Origin of the sequence: Streptomyces sp. NPDC047706, assembly GCF_043204795.1 — a bacterium.
In the GTDB taxonomy this organism is placed as follows: domain Bacteria; phylum Actinomycetota; class Actinomycetes; order Streptomycetales; family Streptomycetaceae; genus Streptomyces.
In genome coordinates, this window is the sequence record NZ_JBIDCW010000028.1 from 32,093 (window position 1) to 46,182 (window position 14,090).

The following is a 14,090-nucleotide window of genomic DNA, read 5'->3' on the forward strand; positions in this document are numbered from 1 at the left end:
TCTTCCGCGCCTGGGACGAAACGGGCGCGTCGGAGCGGGCGGGCCGGATCACCGGGGCCCCGTTTCCCGCGCGACCCCCGGGGGGTGGCGAAGGCTCTGGCACAGCGGGCGTCATTGGCTGAGCGTCGCAAGCCTGGCTGAATCGATGGTTACGGCGACATGACGTGCGGGATAGCGGGGGGCGGCTCCCCGGGGGTCTCGCGGGCCTCGGCGGACTCGTGGGCCCCGGGCAGGGCCCGGCGGGGGCGGCCCTGTGCGTCCGCGCCGGGCCCTGTGCCCGTGGTGGCCCTGACGCCCGTCACGTGGGCGGCCGCGACGCGGAGTTCTCGTCCTCGGCCGCCCCCGTTCCCGGTCAGGTGGTGCGGCGCTTCAGCAGCCGGAAGGCGGTCAGCGTCGCCAAGGCGGTCAGGGCGAGGACGATGCCCGTCTCCACCAGTTGCAGTGGCCAGAAGTGGGACGTGGGGTGGTGGTCGCGGTAGAAGGCGACGACGTCGTGCTCGGCGAGGCACTTGGCGTCGTCGACGCACAGCGGGTCCTGCACGCGGGCGCCCGTCGCGGTGAGGGCGCCCTCGGTGACGAGCGCTCCGTCGCCGATGTCGGGGTAGCCGTGGGCGCCGGTTACCGTCTCGGCCGGCCACAGCCGCGGGCGCAGCTCGGACACCATCCCCGCCAGGGCCAGCAGTGCGAGGACGCCGAGACCGAGTCCGGCCGTGCTGCGGCGCGTGAGCAGACCGGCGAGCGCGCCGACGGCCAGCGCGAGCAGGGCGTAGGCGGTGGCGAGGGTGCCGTTGGCGGCGAAGGTGACGCCGTCGTACCAGTCGCGCGTGCCGGTTGCCGCGCGCAGGGGACCGTCCGCCGACCACGGCAGCCGGTGCAGCAGGGTCAGGAGCAGGGTGCCCGCGGTGACGAGGGCGGCGGGGACGGCGAGCTTCGCCGCCAGCCAGCGGACCGGTGTCACGGACTGTGTCCAGGCCAGCCGGGCGGTGCCCTGCTCCAGCTCGCGGCCGATCAGTGAGCCGCCCGCCCAGGCGGCGATGAGGACGGGTGCCACGGTGAGCAGGCCGCTGCCGACGGCGACGGCGAGGTCGTAGCGCTCGAACGCGGTGACGCTCGTGTCGCAGTACCCGGGTCCGCAGTCCAGCTTCCGGTACACCTTCTCGGCCGCGGCCACACCGGGGCCGTACGCCCACAGCAGGGCCCCCGCCGCCACGGTCAGCAGCATCAGCCAGAACCACAGCGCCGAGCGGTGCAGGCGGAGCAGCGCCCAGGTCATGCCGTGCACACGGCCATGGCGCGCGGGGGCGGTCACGGCGGTCATGCGGCGGCCTCCTCGGGGGCGTCGAGGCGGAGTGCCGGTGCCTCGGCTGAGCGCAGATGGGACAGGACCACTTCCTCCAGGGACGGCTCGGCCGTCTCCCAGCCGGCGCCGACCGGGCCCCGGGCGCGTATCAGGGCGGTGAGCTGGCGGCCGGTCGTGCGGGACTCGACGACGGTGTGCGGGCCGAGGTCGCCGCTGGCCGGGCCGGTGACGAGGGTGTGCGCGGCGAGCAGGTCGTCCAGGGGCCCGGAGAGCCGGACCCGGCCCGCGCCCAGCAGGAGCAGGTGGTCGCAGGAGCCCTCGAGGTCGGCGACGACGTGCGAGGACATCACGACCGTGGTGCCGCGCTCGGCGGCGTCGGCCATCAGGGTGCCCATCAGCTGGTGCCGGGCGAGCGGGTCGAGGTCGGCCATCGGCTCGTCCAGCAGCAGCAGTTCGGGCCGTTTGCCGAGCGCGAGGGCGAGTGCGACCCGGCTGCGCTGTCCGCCGGACAGCACGCGGATCGGGTCGTCCGGGTCCAGGTCGCCGTCCGCGACGACCCGCTCGGCGACGGCCGCGTCCCATACGCGGGGGTTGAGTTCGTGGCCCAGGCGCAGGGTCTCGCCGACGGTGAGCTGCGGGTACAGGGGCTTGTCCTGGGCGACGTACGCCAGACGCTCGCGAGCCTGGGCCGGGGTGCCGCCGAGCACCGTGAGTGTGCCCTCGGTGGGGGCGGCCAGTGCGGCGGCGAGGGCGAGCAGGGTCGACTTGCCGGCGCCGTTGGGTCCCATGACGGCGCAGACGGCGCCGGCGGGCAGCCGGAAGGTGCAGGAGTCCAGCGCCTGCCGCCCCCGGCGCCGGAACCTCTTGCCCAGCGAGGCCGCCTCGACGGCGATGTCGGTCATGCCTGGTCCCCCTCGTGCCGCTGATGTGCCGTGAACTGCTCGTCGAGGACGGCGGCGAAGAGCGCGGCCACGTCCTCCCGTTCCAGCCCCGCCGCGCGTGCGCGCTGCGCCCACAGCGCCAGCTCCGCCCGCAGCGGCGAGTCGGCCGGCGCGGCCCCGAGTGACCGCCGGACGAACGTGCCGAGTCCGCGCCGTGCCTCGACGAGGCCGTCGCGCTCCAGTTCGCGATAGGCCTTGAGGACGGTGTTGGGGTTGATGGCGGTGGCCTCGACGACCTCGCGTGCCGTGGGCAGTTTGTCGCCGGGCTGCAACAGGCCGAGCCGCAGCGCCTGTTTGGTCTGCTGGACGATCTGGACGTAGGTGGCGACGCCGCTGCGCCGGTCGATCCGGTACTCGACCACTCATACACCACCCTTTCACTAATTGAGTAGTGAAAGGGTGGTGTATGAATGCGGGCGGCGTCAAGATTGCCGCCCGCATCAGGGGATTATGCACCGGAATGTCTCACGTCTCGGTGCGGTACATCAGGTCCGTCTCGTACGTCGTGAAGCCCATCCGCTCGTACACGCTCACCGCCGCCTTGTTGTCGGCGTCGACGTACAGCATCGCCGTCGGCAGTGCCTGCGCCGCCAGATGCCGCAGGCCGATCGAGGTGAGCGCCTTGCCCAGCCCGGTCCCCTGCGCGCCCGGGGCGACACCGAGCACGTACACCTCGCCCAGCTGCTCCTCGGCGTGCACCTTCGTCCAGTGGAAGCCGACGAGTTCGCCGCCGCGGAAGGCGAGGAAGAAGCCCTCCGGGTCGAACCACGGCTCGGCCCTGCGGTCGTCGAGGTCCCGCTGGGTGAGCGAGCCCTGCTCGGGGTGGTGGGCGAAAGCGGCGGCGTTGACGGCCAGCCAGGCCGCGTCGTCCTGGCCGGGCACGAAGGTGCGCACGGTCACGTCCTGCGGCAGGACCGGCTCGGGCAGGTCCAGGCCCGCCAACGGGCGCCGCATCTGGCGCAGTTCGCGGAACAGTGTGAGACCGAGCACCTGCGCCAGGTGCCGGGCGGCGGCATGGCCGCCGTGCGCCCACACTCGCAGCCGCTTGCCGGACGCGGCGAGCAGGGCGGAACCGAGGGCACGGCCGTGCCCGTGGCCGCGGTGCGCGGGGTGGACGACGAGTTCGGCGGCCGGCGCCTCCACCGGGTCGGTGTCCTCCAGCTGGGCGTAGCCGACGAGTTGGCCGCCCGCGGTGAGCAGCAGATGGGAGACGCCCTCGCGGGCACCGCCGCGGATCCGCAGCCGGCCCTGCTCGGACACCGCCTGCTGACCGTCACCCCGCGCGGCCGTGGCGAGCAGGTCGAGTACGGCCTCGCTCTGCTCCGGGGTGAGCGCGGCACGGGTCTCCAGGGAACGGGAGAGGGGGCCGCCGGTCCGTGCGCTGTCGTCGCTGGTCATGCCTACGAGGGTAAGGGGCGGGCGGGGCAAAGTGGCGGCACGGGAAGGGCGGGGGGAAAAGCATCGGAAAACGCCTGTGGATACCAGGATGTAACCATGAACCCCCTGTGCCGCTACGCGCGTTGACTCTAGGCTTCGGGCGATCGAACAAAGGCCTGAGACGACCCACAGGGGAGCACATGCCGGTCACACCCGAGCCGCACCGCAGACGCCGTACCCCCCGACTGCTCGCCGCGGCCGCCGGACTCACCACCGTCGGCGCGCTGGCCGCCGCGATGCCGTCGAACGCGAGCGCGCACGACAGCCACGGCGGCCACCGGCCGAGTCGCTACCAGGATGTGCAGCTGCTGTCCTTCAACGATCTGCACGGCAACCTGGAACCGCCGGCCGGCTCCTCCGGCCGCGTCACCGAACTCCAGCCCGACGGCACCACGAAGACCATCGACGCGGGCGGCGTCGAGTACCTGGCCACGCATCTGCGCGAGGCCCGCGAGGGCAACCGGTACTCGATCACCGCGGCCGGCGGCGACATGGTCGGCGCCTCCCCGCTGATCTCCGGTCTCTTCCACGACGAGCCCACCATCGAGGCGCTGAACAAGCTCGACCTGGATGTGACGAGCGTCGGCAACCACGAGTTCGACGAGGGCGCCAAGGAGCTGGCCCGCCTCCAGAACGGCGGCTGCCACCCCACCGACGGCTGCTACACGGACAAGAAGTTCAAGGGCGCCGACTTCCCCTACCTCGCCGCGAACGTCCTCAAGGAGAAGACCGGGAAGCCTCTCCTCAAGCCCTACTGGGTCTGGAAGAAGAACGGCGTCAAGGTCGGCTTCATCGGCGTGACACTGGAGGCCACCCCGGACATCGTCTCCGCCGAGGGCGTCAAGGGCCTCGTCTTCAAGGACGAGGTCGAGACGATCGACAAGTACGCGAAGGTCCTCCAGCGGCAGGGCGTGAAGTCCATCGTCGCCCTGATCCACGAGGGCGGCTTCCCGGCCGGGACCGCGTACAACCACGACTGCGACTCCCCGGGCGCGGGCGACGGCATCTCCGGCCCGATCGTCGACATCGCCAAGAACGTCACCCCGCAGGTCGACGCGCTCGTCACCGGCCACACCCACGCGCCGTACGTGTGCACCATCGACGACCCGGCGGGCAAGCCCCGCATGGTCACCTCGGCCGCCTCGTTCGGCCGGCTGTACACGGACACCACCCTCACCTACGACCGGTGGACGGGTGACATCGCCCGTACGGCCGTGAAGTCGGCCAACCACGTGGTCACCCGGGACGTCCCCAAGGCGCCGGACATGACCCGCCTGATCGACAGGTGGAACACCCTCGCCGCGCCCATCGGCAGCCGGGCCGTCGGCCACATCTCCGCCGACATCACGAACACGGGCACCGAGTCCCCGCTCGGCGACCTGATCGCCGACGCCCAGCTCGCCTACGGCAAGGAACTGGACCCGGAGACCGACCTGGCACTGATGAACCCCGGCGGTATCCGCGCGCCGCTCACCTACGCGGCGAAGGCCGGTGAGGGCGACGGCGTGGTGACGTACGCGGAGGGCTTCACGGTCCAGCCGTTCGCCAACACCGTCAACCTCCAGGACCTCACCGGCGCCCAGCTGATCCAGGTCCTCAAGGAGCAGGTGAGCGGCGCCAACGAGGCCGCCCCGAAGGTGCTCCAGCCGTCCGCCGGACTGACGTACACCCTGGACCTGACCAAGAGCGGCGCCGACCGGGTGGTCACGGACTCCATCAGGCTGAACGGCGCGGCGATCGACCCGACGGCCGTCTACCGTGTCGCGAGCAACAGCTTCCTCGCGGGCGGCGGCGACGGCTTCCCGACGCTCGCCCAGGGCACCGACGACCTCGTCGGCGAGGACGACCTGACGGCCCTGGAGAAGTACCTGACGGCCAACTCCTCCGCGGCCGACCCGATGGCGCCGCCTGCGGCGAACCGCATCACGGTCGTGCGGTAGCGGCAAGGACCGCGACCAGTTCACTGCGGCGGGAGTCCGCAGTGAACTGGATCGCATACCTCCGATTCAGGTTGCGGGTGGGGCTGGTACGCATGTTCGGATGGATCGATGCGTAGCCCCCCACCACACCTTGACGCATCCCCCGACGGGCCCCCTCGGTCCCGGCCGGACCGATGAGGACGAGCCGTGGGCCCCGCCCAGCCACCGCCGCCGCGGCCCACGCCGCCGGCCCCGCGCTGCACTACCGGTGGGGCGACGGGACGCCTGCTGAGGTGTGGGGCCGGTTCCGGGCACTTGTCGATCACCTGCGCCCGGCGGACGGATCTGTCGGGACTCCGTAGGCGTCCAGCCGGCCGGCCACCTCTTGGCCGGTGGCCCATGCGTCGGTGAGCCGGCGGCCGGCCGGCGCGCGCGGGGCCGGCGGCCGGGCCGGTGTTCGGGTGTTCGGCGAACCGGTCGCTCCACGAGAAGGGCGGCCGATCACGGCAGGGCCCGCCGGGAGACGCAGCTTCGAGGAGAGGGCCGGCCAGGGTACTCAGCGGGAGGCCTGCACGGCCTCCGGCGGTGGCGTCGGTGCCCCCGGCAGCCGTACGGTCACCACCGTGCCGCCGCCCTCCGCCGGGCTCAGGGTCACCTCGCCGCCCGACTGCTGCACCGTGCGGGCCACGATGGACAGGCCGAGCCCGGAGCCGGGCAGTGCGCGTGCGGTGGGTGAACGCCAGAAGCGGTCGAAGACGTGGGGGAGTTCGTCGGCGGGGATGCCGGGGCCGTGGTCGCGGACGGTGAGGATCCCGTCGTTCAGCACGACCTCGACGGCGCCGCCGCCGGGGCTGAACTTCACCGCGTTGTCGAGGATGTTGACCACCGCCCGCTCCAGCGCCGACGGCTCCGCGCGTACGTACCACGGCCGCAGGTCGGCCGTGATGGTCAGCTCCGGGCCACGCAGGCGGGCGCGGCGCAGTGCGGACCCGACGGTGTCGTGCAGGGCGATCACCTGCGCCCTGCCGGCGTGCTGGTCGACGTCCGGCCGGGACAGTTCCTGGAGGTCGCCGATCAGCGCGGCCAGCTCCGTCATCTGGGCCTTCACCGAGGCCAGCAGCGCCTTGCGGTCCCCCTCGGGCAGGGGGCGGCCGGTCTCCTCGCTGCGCGTGAGCAGCTCGATGTTGGTGCGCAGCGAGGTCAGCGGCGTCCGCAGCTCGTGACCGGCGTCGGCGATGAGCTGCTGTTGCAGGTCGCGGGAGCTGGCCAGGGCGGAGGTCATGGAGTTGAACGACCGCGAGAGCCGGGCGACCTCGTCCTCGTTGTCGTCCTCCACGGGGATGCGGATGCGGAGGTCCTCGGTGCGGGCGACGTGCTCCACGGCCTCGGTGAGCTTGTCGACGGGGCGCAGACCCGCGCGCGCCACCGCCAGACCGGCGGCCCCGGCACCCACGACTCCGACGCCGGAGACGATGAGCAGCAGCAGGGCGAGTTCGTTGAGGGTGCGCCGGGTGCCGTTGAGGGAGATGCCGAGGACCAGCGCGGAGTCCCCGGCGACGTACTGCTCGCCGGGGCTGACCTTGACCACGAGCGCCGTGGTCAGTACGCGCACCGGGTCGCCGTCGCTGTCCTGGCCGGTGCGCAGCGTGCCGTTGCGTTCCTGCGGAGCCTTGGCCATGGCCGTGTCGGCGTCGGCGACCTTGATCGTGCCCGCCGAACCGGCGAACGGGCAGGCCTCGCCGTCCGACCGCACGATCTGGACGTAGCTGTCCGACCGGGGCCCGAGCGGACCGGTCGCCGGTGCCTGGCCGCAGGCACCGAGCGCGGCCGCGACCTCGATGCGTGACACGGAGCCGATGGACGCCTGCAGGTCGTCGTCGATCTCGTCGTACAGCTTGTTGCGCACCACGAACCAGCAGCTCACGGACACCGCCGCCACCGCGAACGCCACCGCCGCCGCCACCAGCAGCGCCAGCCGGGAGCGGAGGGGCAGGGCACGGAAGCGGCGGGTCACCCTGTTCACTCCGCGCCGCCCTGCCGCAGCACGTACCCCACGCCCCGCACCGTGTGCACCAGCCGCGGCTCGCCCCCGGCCTCCGTCTTGCGGCGCAGGTACATCACGTACACGTCCAGGGAGTTGGACGACGGCTCGAAGTCGAAGCCCCACACCGCCTTCAGGATCTGCTCCCGGGTGAGGACCTGCCGCGGATGGGCCATGAACATCTCCAGGAGCGTGAACTCGGTGCGCGTCAGCTCCACCGGCCGCCCGCCCCGCGTCACTTCCCGCGTCCCGACGTCCATGCGCAGGTCGGCGAAGGCCAGTGCCTCGTCCTGGGCACCGGCCGCCGCCTGCGCGGCCGCGTAGGAGCTGCGCCGCAGCAGGGCGCGGATACGGGCGAACAGCTCGTCCAGCTCGAAGGGCTTGACCAGGTAGTCGTCCGCCCCGGCGTCCAGTCCCGTCACCCGGTCACCGACCGTGTCGCGGGCCGTCAGCATCAGGATGGGGGTCGTGTCCCCGGTGCCCCGGATGCGGCGTGCGGCGGTCAGGCCGTCCATGCGGGGCATCTGGATGTCGAGGACGACCAGGTCGGGCCGGTACGCGGCCGCCTTCTCCAGGGCGTCCGCGCCGTCGACCGCGACCTGCGTGTCGTACCCCTCGAAGGCGAGGCTGCGCTGGAGTGCTTCGCGCACCGCCGGCTCGTCGTCGACGATGAGGATGCGCTGGGGGTCACGGTCGCCTTCGGCGGGGCTCATGGCTCGGATTCCTCGGGTGCGATGGGGAGGCGGAGGCTGACGCTGCCAGCCTCGCATGTCTGCGGACGGCCGCCGGTCCGCCGGCCTCAGTCCGTCGCACCCGCCCGCAGCTCGGCCAGGTCGGCCTTGACGGTGTTGACCGGGATCGCGAATCCGAGGCCCACGCTGCCCGCGTCGGACGACGAGCCCGCCGCCGAGTACATCGCGGAATTGATCCCGATGATGTCGCCGTTCATGTCGATCAGCGCGCCGCCGGAGTTGCCGGGATTGAGGGACGCGTCGGTCTGGAGCGCCTTGTACGTCGTCGTGGACGACCCGGTGTCGCCGTTGAACTCCCTGCCGTCGAACTCGAACGGCCAGCCGCCGCCCGGCTGCTGCCGGCCCTCCTCGGTGGACACGGTCACGTCACGGTCGAGCGCGGAGACGATGCCGCTCGTCACCGTGCCGGTCAGACCCTCGGGCGAGCCGATCGCCACGACCTCGTCACCGACCTGCACACCGTCGGAGTCGCCCAGGGTCGCCGCCTTCAGTCCGGCGGCGTCGTCCAGTTTGATCAGGGCGAGGTCCTTGCTGCTGTCGGTGCCGACGACCTGCGCGGTGTACTCCTTGCCGTCGCTGGTGGTCACCTTGACCTGGGAGGCGCCGGAGACCACGTGGTTGTTGGTGACGATCTCGCCGTCACCGGTGATGATCACGCCGGAGCCGGTGGACGACCCGGCGTTCGTGGCGGCGCTGATCTCGACGATGCTCGGGCTGACCGCCTTGGCCACGCCGGCGACGGTGCCCCGCTGACTCGACGGCACGACGTTGGTGCCGGTGCCGGCCGAGGCCACCGTGCCGCCACCGGCGAGCTCCTGGAAGCCGTAGGCCGTGCCGCCGCCGACGGCCGCGGCGACGATCGCCACGGCGGCCAGCAGGGCGACGCTCCCGCGGGTGCGCTTCCCGCGCCCGCGCGGCGCGGCGAAGGGCTCGGCCTGCAGCGCCGTCGGCTGGTGGGCGGGCGGCGGTGGCCACTGGGGGTCGACAGGAGAGGAGGCGTGCTGATGCCCGCCCTGGTACGGGTTCCCGTGGTTCTCGTACTCGCCGTCGCGGCGGAAGCTCTCGGTCATGTCCATGAGCCTGTCGCCCGACCATGAGAGCACCCTGAGTGCTGCCTGAGAAGCCCGGCAGAACCTTGTATGCCCGATATAAGGCCAGGTGCTAGCAGCCGCAGGAGCTGCGCACCACCAGCCGCGAGGGGAACACCTTCAGCCGCTCCCGGCGCGAGCCCGCCACCCGCAGCCCGTCGTCGAGGACGAGGTCCACCGCCGCCCGCGCCATCGCCGAGCGGTCGGAGGCGATCGTGGTCAGCGGCGGGTCCGCGAGCGCCGCCTCCTTGATGTCGTCGAAGCCGGCCACCGCCAGCTTCCCGGGCACGTCGATCCGCAGCTCGCGCGCCGCCCGCAGCAGGCCGATGGCCTGGTCGTCGGTGGAGCAGAAGACGGCGGGCGGCCGGTCGGGGCCGGAGAGGAACTCCAGGGCGACGCGGTAGGCGTCGTAGCGGTTGTACGGCGCCTCGAAGAGACGTCCCTCCGTGGGCAGCCCGGCCTCGGCCATGGCGCGCCGCCAGCCCTCGACGTGGTCGGAGACCGGGTCGCCGACGGCGGGCGTCTCGGCGGTGCCGCCCATACAGGCGACGTATTCGTAGCCGTGCTCCAGCAGATGGCGTACGGCGAGCTGGGCGCCGCCCAGGTCGTCCGTGACGACGGCGACGTCGTCGATGGCCTCGGGGCGCTCGTGGAGAAGGACGACCCGGGCGTCCCAGGCCTCGATCTCGGCGGCGGCCAGGTCGTTCAGCGCGTGGCTGACCAGGATCAGCCCGGAGACCCGCATCCCGAGGAAGGCCCGCAGATAGTGGACCTCGCGCTCGCCGACGTAGTCGGAGTTCCCGACCAGGACCATCTTTCCGCGCTCGGCTGCCGCCCACTCCACCGCGTGCGCCATCTCCCCGAAGAAGGGCTGGCGGGCGTCGGGGACGATCAGGCCTATGAGGTCGGTGCGCCGTGAGGCCATCGCCTGGGCCACCCGGTCGGGCCGGTAGCCCAGCTCCTTGATGGCGGCGAGGACACGCTCGCGCGTGGCCGGGGCGACCGGCCGGGGTCCGTTGTTGATGACGTAACTGACCACGGCGGTGGAGGTTCCCGCCAGCCGCGCCACATCATCCCGAGTCACCTTGGCCACGCGCGGAGTCTACGCGGATGGACCCCCGCTGGGCAGGGCGTACGGAGCGTTGTGCGAACCCGGGCGCGGGCGGGGCGCACCGCCGGGGGCGCGCCCACGCCCCCGCTACGCGTCCGCGGGAACCTCGGCGACGGCCGGCGAGGCCGTCTCGCCCGCATCCTCCGGCTTCGGCCGGGCCGCCCCGGCCTTCGTCTCGTCCGCGGCGCGGTCCACCTTCTCCGGCGTAACGAATCGGTAACCGACGTTCCGGACGGTCCCGATCAGCGACTCGTGCTCGGGTCCGAGCTTGGCGCGCAGCCGCCGTACGTGGACGTCGACCGTGCGGGTGCCGCCGAAGTAGTCGTAGCCCCAGACCTCCTGGAGCAGCTGGGCGCGGGTGAAGACCCGGCCCGGGTGCTGCGCGAGGTACTTCAGGAGCTCGAACTCCTTGAACGTGAGGTCGAGCACGCGCCCCTTGAGCTTGGCGCTGTACGTGGCCTCGTCCACCGACAGGTCGCCGTTGCGGATCTCCATCGGGGAGTCGTCGTTGACGATCTGCTGCCGGCCCATCGCGAGCCGCAGGCGGGCCTCGACCTCGGCGGGCCCCGCGGTGTCGAGCAGGACGTCGTCGATGCCCCAGTCGGCGGTGACGGCGGCGAGCCCGCCCTCGGTCACCACGAGGACGAGCGGGCAGCCGGGCCCGGTGGAGCGGAGCAGCTGGCAGAGGCTGCGGACCTGGGGGAGGTCGCGCCGGCCGTCGACGAGGATGACGTCGGCACCGGGGGTGTCGACGAGGGCGGGGCCCTCCGCCGGAGCCACACGCACGTTGTGCAGCAGCAGGCCGAGCGCGGGCAGTACTTCCGCCGACGGCTGGAGGGCGTTGGTCAGGAGCAGCAGAGAACTCATACGTCTGGTTCCTCCTCGGTCCCTGCGAGGACGTTGTGCGATGCGGCACCGCTCTGCGATCCCGGGGCCCGTACACCGGCGGTCACCTGTGGTTCTCCGCCTCGTATACAACGCTTCCGAAAGCACAAAAGGACCCGGGGGCAACGCTGCCCGAGTCCTCTGCACAGCAGAATAGCCCACATGAGCAACGGTCCGGCAGGCCAAGTGGCACGTTCCACCACCGTCCGTCCGCAGTGTGAGACGCCGGGGGCGGGCAGACCCGCGCCGTCGCGGACGTTTCTGCAGACCGCCGACGGTGTGCGCGTCGACGCGCTGTACGAACCGGGCGGGGTCGTATACGAAACGCCGCCGCCACCTGCTGGCCACCCGGTGTTCGTCGTCGCCCACGGCTTCACCGGCGATGTCGACAAGCCGCACGTGCGACGGGTCGCCACGGCGTTCGGGCGGTACGGCGCCGTGATCACGTTCTCCTTCCGGGGCCACGGGGCCTCCGGCGGGCGTTCGACCGTCGGCGACCGCGAGGTCTTCGACCTGGCGGCGGCGGTGGCGTGGGCGCGTGAACAGGGGCACGCGCGCGTGGTGACCGTCGGCTTCTCCATGGGCGGCTCGGTGGTGCTCCGGCACGCCGCGCTCAACGCCCGGCAGACCGAGGCGGTGGTGTCGGTCAGCGCCCCGGCCCGCTGGTACTACCGGGGTACGGCACCCATGCGTCGCGTCCACTGGCTGGTCACCCGGCCCGAGGGCCGGCTCCTCGGCCGCTACGGCCTGCGCACCCGCATCCACCACCGCGGCTGGAACCCCGTCCCGCTCTCGCCGGTCGAGGCAGTACCCCGGATCGCGCCGACGCCGCTGCTCATCGTCCACGGCGACCGCGACGGCTACTTCCCGGTCGACCACCCCCGCATGCTGGCCGAGGCCGCCGGTGACCACGGCGAACTCTGGCTGGAGCCCGGCATGGGCCATGCCGAGCACGCGGCCACCGACGGCCTCCTGGCCCGTATCGGCGGCTGGGCCGCTCGCGCGGCGGGCTAGCCTGACGGTATTCACAGCCAGGTTCCGCCGACCGACTTGAGGACGAGATGGCAGAGGTCACGGTGCGCTACTGGGCGGCCGCGAAGGCCGCGGCCGGGATCGCCGAGGAGCGCCTCGACGCGGCGACGCTCGCCGAGGCGCTCGACGCGGTGCGCGGGCGACACCCCGGTGAACTGGTGCGCGTGCTGCAGCGATGCTCGTTCCTCGTCGACGGTGATCCCGTGGGCACCCGCGGGCATGAGACGGTACGGCTGGCCGAGGGCGGCACGGTCGAGGTGCTCCCGCCGTTCGCAGGAGGGTGACCACACCGATGAGCAACCAGCCGTACGAGGGCGCGTACGACGCCGGGTACGACCCCTACCGGCAGGGGCAGCCCGAGTACCAGCAGGGACGGGCTCCCCGCCAGCAGCAGGGGGAACCGCGGCACGATCAGGGACAGCCCCCGCAGTACCAGCAGGGACAGCCCCCGCAGTACCAGCAGGGACAGCCCCCGCAGTACCAGCAGGGGCGGAGCCACTACGAGCAGGGACAGACCTCGCACCAGCAGGGCCGACCCCGGTACCAGCAGGCCGCCCAGTACCAGCAGGCCGCCCAGTACCAGCAGTCCGCGCAGCACCAGCAGACCCAGCACCAGCAGCCCCAGTACCGGCAGGAGCCGTACGGGGGCGGTCCGTACACCCAGGAGTGGGAGGGCCGGACCTGGGACACGCAGGCCCAGCAGGCCACCCCGGCGTACGTTCCGCAGCAGCAGCCGGAGAACGGGCAGTGGGCGCAGGAGCCGCACGGGCAGCCCCACCAGCCCCCCGCGGCCCCCGAAGCGCCGCTCACGGCCGCGCAGCGGGCCCGGCTGGAGGGGCGCTCGCCCATCATCGAGCCCGGGTCGCAGCCGGCCGCGCTCACCGCGGTGCTCGGACTGCTGATGGCCGGCGGCGCCGCGCTCGGCGCGTGGGGCCTGCTCGTGCCGCTGATCCTGCTCCAGGCCGTCACTGCGGCGGGCTGGTTCCGGCTGAACGGCATGTGGCCGGCCCGCCAGGGCATCGCGCTCGCGTTCGCGGGCGCGCTGACCGCGGACGTGGCGCTGCTGGTCGCGGGCCGCGAGCAGGCGCCCGCCGCGATCCTCGGCACGCTCGGGGTGTGGGTCCTGCTCACCCTCGTGCTTCAGCTGCGCTCGCACGCCGACCCGGACACCCGGATGTACGGCCTGACGGCGACCGTCGTCTCGGCCGCGCTGGCCGTCGTCGCGACCGGCTATCTGGCCGCCGAGCCGGACGCGGTCGTCCTCGGCGCCGTCGCGGTGGCCGTGGCCGTGCCGGCGCGCGCGCTGCCGCTGCCGACACCCGCCTCCGTGGTCGTCGCGCTGCTCGCGGCGGCGGGGGCCGGCATCGCGGCCGGTCAGATGACCGGCGTGGGGAACGGCGGGGGCGCCCTGCTCGGCGTGGCGGCCGGGGTGTGCGCCCTGATCGGCCACCGGGCGGCGAGCTACGACTATCCCTCCCGGTTCGTCCACTTCACCGCCGGTGTGGCCCTGCCGCTGAGCGCCGCGGCGCCGGTGGTGTGGGTGCTGGGACGCGCGCTGGTCTGAGGTTCGCCTGTCACAGGTGA

General features: G+C 72.9%; 13 protein-coding genes. 4 read left to right on the top strand and 9 right to left on the bottom strand.

What is annotated here, in order from left to right:
* Positions 1–352: 352 nt before the first annotated feature.
* From ACGF8A_RS28095 to mshD, 4 genes are all read right to left on the bottom strand, one after another.
* Positions 353–1,318: an ABC transporter permease gene (locus tag ACGF8A_RS28095; RefSeq protein WP_393112917.1), complete on the bottom strand. Its 966-nt coding sequence runs from the start codon at positions 1,316–1,318 to the stop codon at positions 353–355.
* The gene (locus ACGF8A_RS28100) at positions 1,315–2,202 is read right to left on the bottom strand and encodes an ABC transporter ATP-binding protein (RefSeq protein WP_393112919.1); all 888 of its coding nucleotides are present in this window, start codon (positions 2,200–2,202) and stop codon (positions 1,315–1,317) included. Before ACGF8A_RS28100 ends, ACGF8A_RS28095 begins: the two co-directional genes overlap by 4 nt.
* Positions 2,199–2,603, bottom strand: a complete 405-nt coding sequence (locus tag ACGF8A_RS28105) for a GntR family transcriptional regulator (protein WP_393112921.1) — start codon at positions 2,601–2,603, stop codon at positions 2,199–2,201. Before ACGF8A_RS28105 ends, ACGF8A_RS28100 begins: the two co-directional genes overlap by 4 nt.
* Positions 2,604–2,706: 103 nt before the next feature.
* Entirely contained in the window at positions 2,707–3,639 is a 933-nt protein-coding gene (gene mshD, locus ACGF8A_RS28110) for a mycothiol synthase (protein ID WP_393112923.1), read from the bottom strand.
* Positions 3,640–3,818: 179 nt separating this feature from the next.
* Between mshD and ACGF8A_RS28115 the strand changes: the two genes are divergently transcribed.
* Entirely contained in the window at positions 3,819–5,618 is a 1,800-nt protein-coding gene (locus ACGF8A_RS28115; RefSeq protein ID WP_393112925.1) for a bifunctional metallophosphatase/5'-nucleotidase, read from the top strand.
* 535 nt (positions 5,619–6,153) lie between these two features.
* On the opposite strand, the gene ACGF8A_RS28120 is transcribed toward ACGF8A_RS28115, so the two are convergent.
* From ACGF8A_RS28120 to ACGF8A_RS28140, 5 genes are all read right to left on the bottom strand, one after another.
* A complete protein-coding gene (locus tag ACGF8A_RS28120) occupies positions 6,154–7,620 on the bottom strand; it encodes a sensor histidine kinase (protein ID WP_393112927.1) in 1,467 nt (488 codons plus the stop codon).
* The gene (locus tag ACGF8A_RS28125) at positions 7,617–8,351 is read right to left on the bottom strand and encodes a response regulator transcription factor (RefSeq protein ID WP_393112929.1); all 735 of its coding nucleotides are present in this window, start codon (positions 8,349–8,351) and stop codon (positions 7,617–7,619) included. Before ACGF8A_RS28125 ends, ACGF8A_RS28120 begins: the two co-directional genes overlap by 4 nt.
* Positions 8,352–8,437: 86 nt before the next feature.
* Positions 8,438–9,460, bottom strand: a complete 1,023-nt coding sequence (locus ACGF8A_RS28130; RefSeq protein WP_393112931.1) for a S1C family serine protease — start codon at positions 9,458–9,460, stop codon at positions 8,438–8,440.
* A 91-nt stretch (positions 9,461–9,551) separates the two neighbouring features.
* Positions 9,552–10,571 (bottom strand): LacI family DNA-binding transcriptional regulator, encoded by a 1,020-nt coding sequence (locus ACGF8A_RS28135; protein WP_393112933.1) that lies wholly within the window; start codon positions 10,569–10,571, stop codon positions 9,552–9,554.
* Positions 10,572–10,676: 105 nt separating this feature from the next.
* Positions 10,677–11,456 carry a winged-helix domain-containing protein gene (locus ACGF8A_RS28140; RefSeq protein WP_393112935.1) on the bottom strand — a complete coding sequence of 260 codons (780 nt, stop codon included), beginning with the start codon at positions 11,454–11,456 and terminating at the stop codon, positions 10,677–10,679.
* Between the two features lie 180 nt (positions 11,457–11,636).
* Here ACGF8A_RS28140 and ACGF8A_RS28145 point away from each other — a divergent pair, with 180 nt between their 5' ends.
* The 3 genes from ACGF8A_RS28145 to ACGF8A_RS28155 are packed head-to-tail and all read left to right on the top strand — an operon-like array spanning position 11,637 to position 14,070.
* Entirely contained in the window at positions 11,637–12,488 is an 852-nt protein-coding gene (locus ACGF8A_RS28145; protein WP_393112937.1) for an alpha/beta hydrolase, read from the top strand.
* Positions 12,489–12,535: 47 nt separating this feature from the next.
* Positions 12,536–12,790, top strand: a complete 255-nt coding sequence (locus tag ACGF8A_RS28150) for a MoaD/ThiS family protein (protein ID WP_393112939.1) — start codon at positions 12,536–12,538, stop codon at positions 12,788–12,790.
* Positions 12,791–12,798: 8 nt separating this feature from the next.
* Positions 12,799–14,070: a hypothetical protein gene (locus ACGF8A_RS28155; protein ID WP_393112941.1), complete on the top strand. Its 1,272-nt coding sequence runs from the start codon at positions 12,799–12,801 to the stop codon at positions 14,068–14,070.
* The last annotated feature ends 20 nt before the right edge of the window (positions 14,071–14,090 follow it).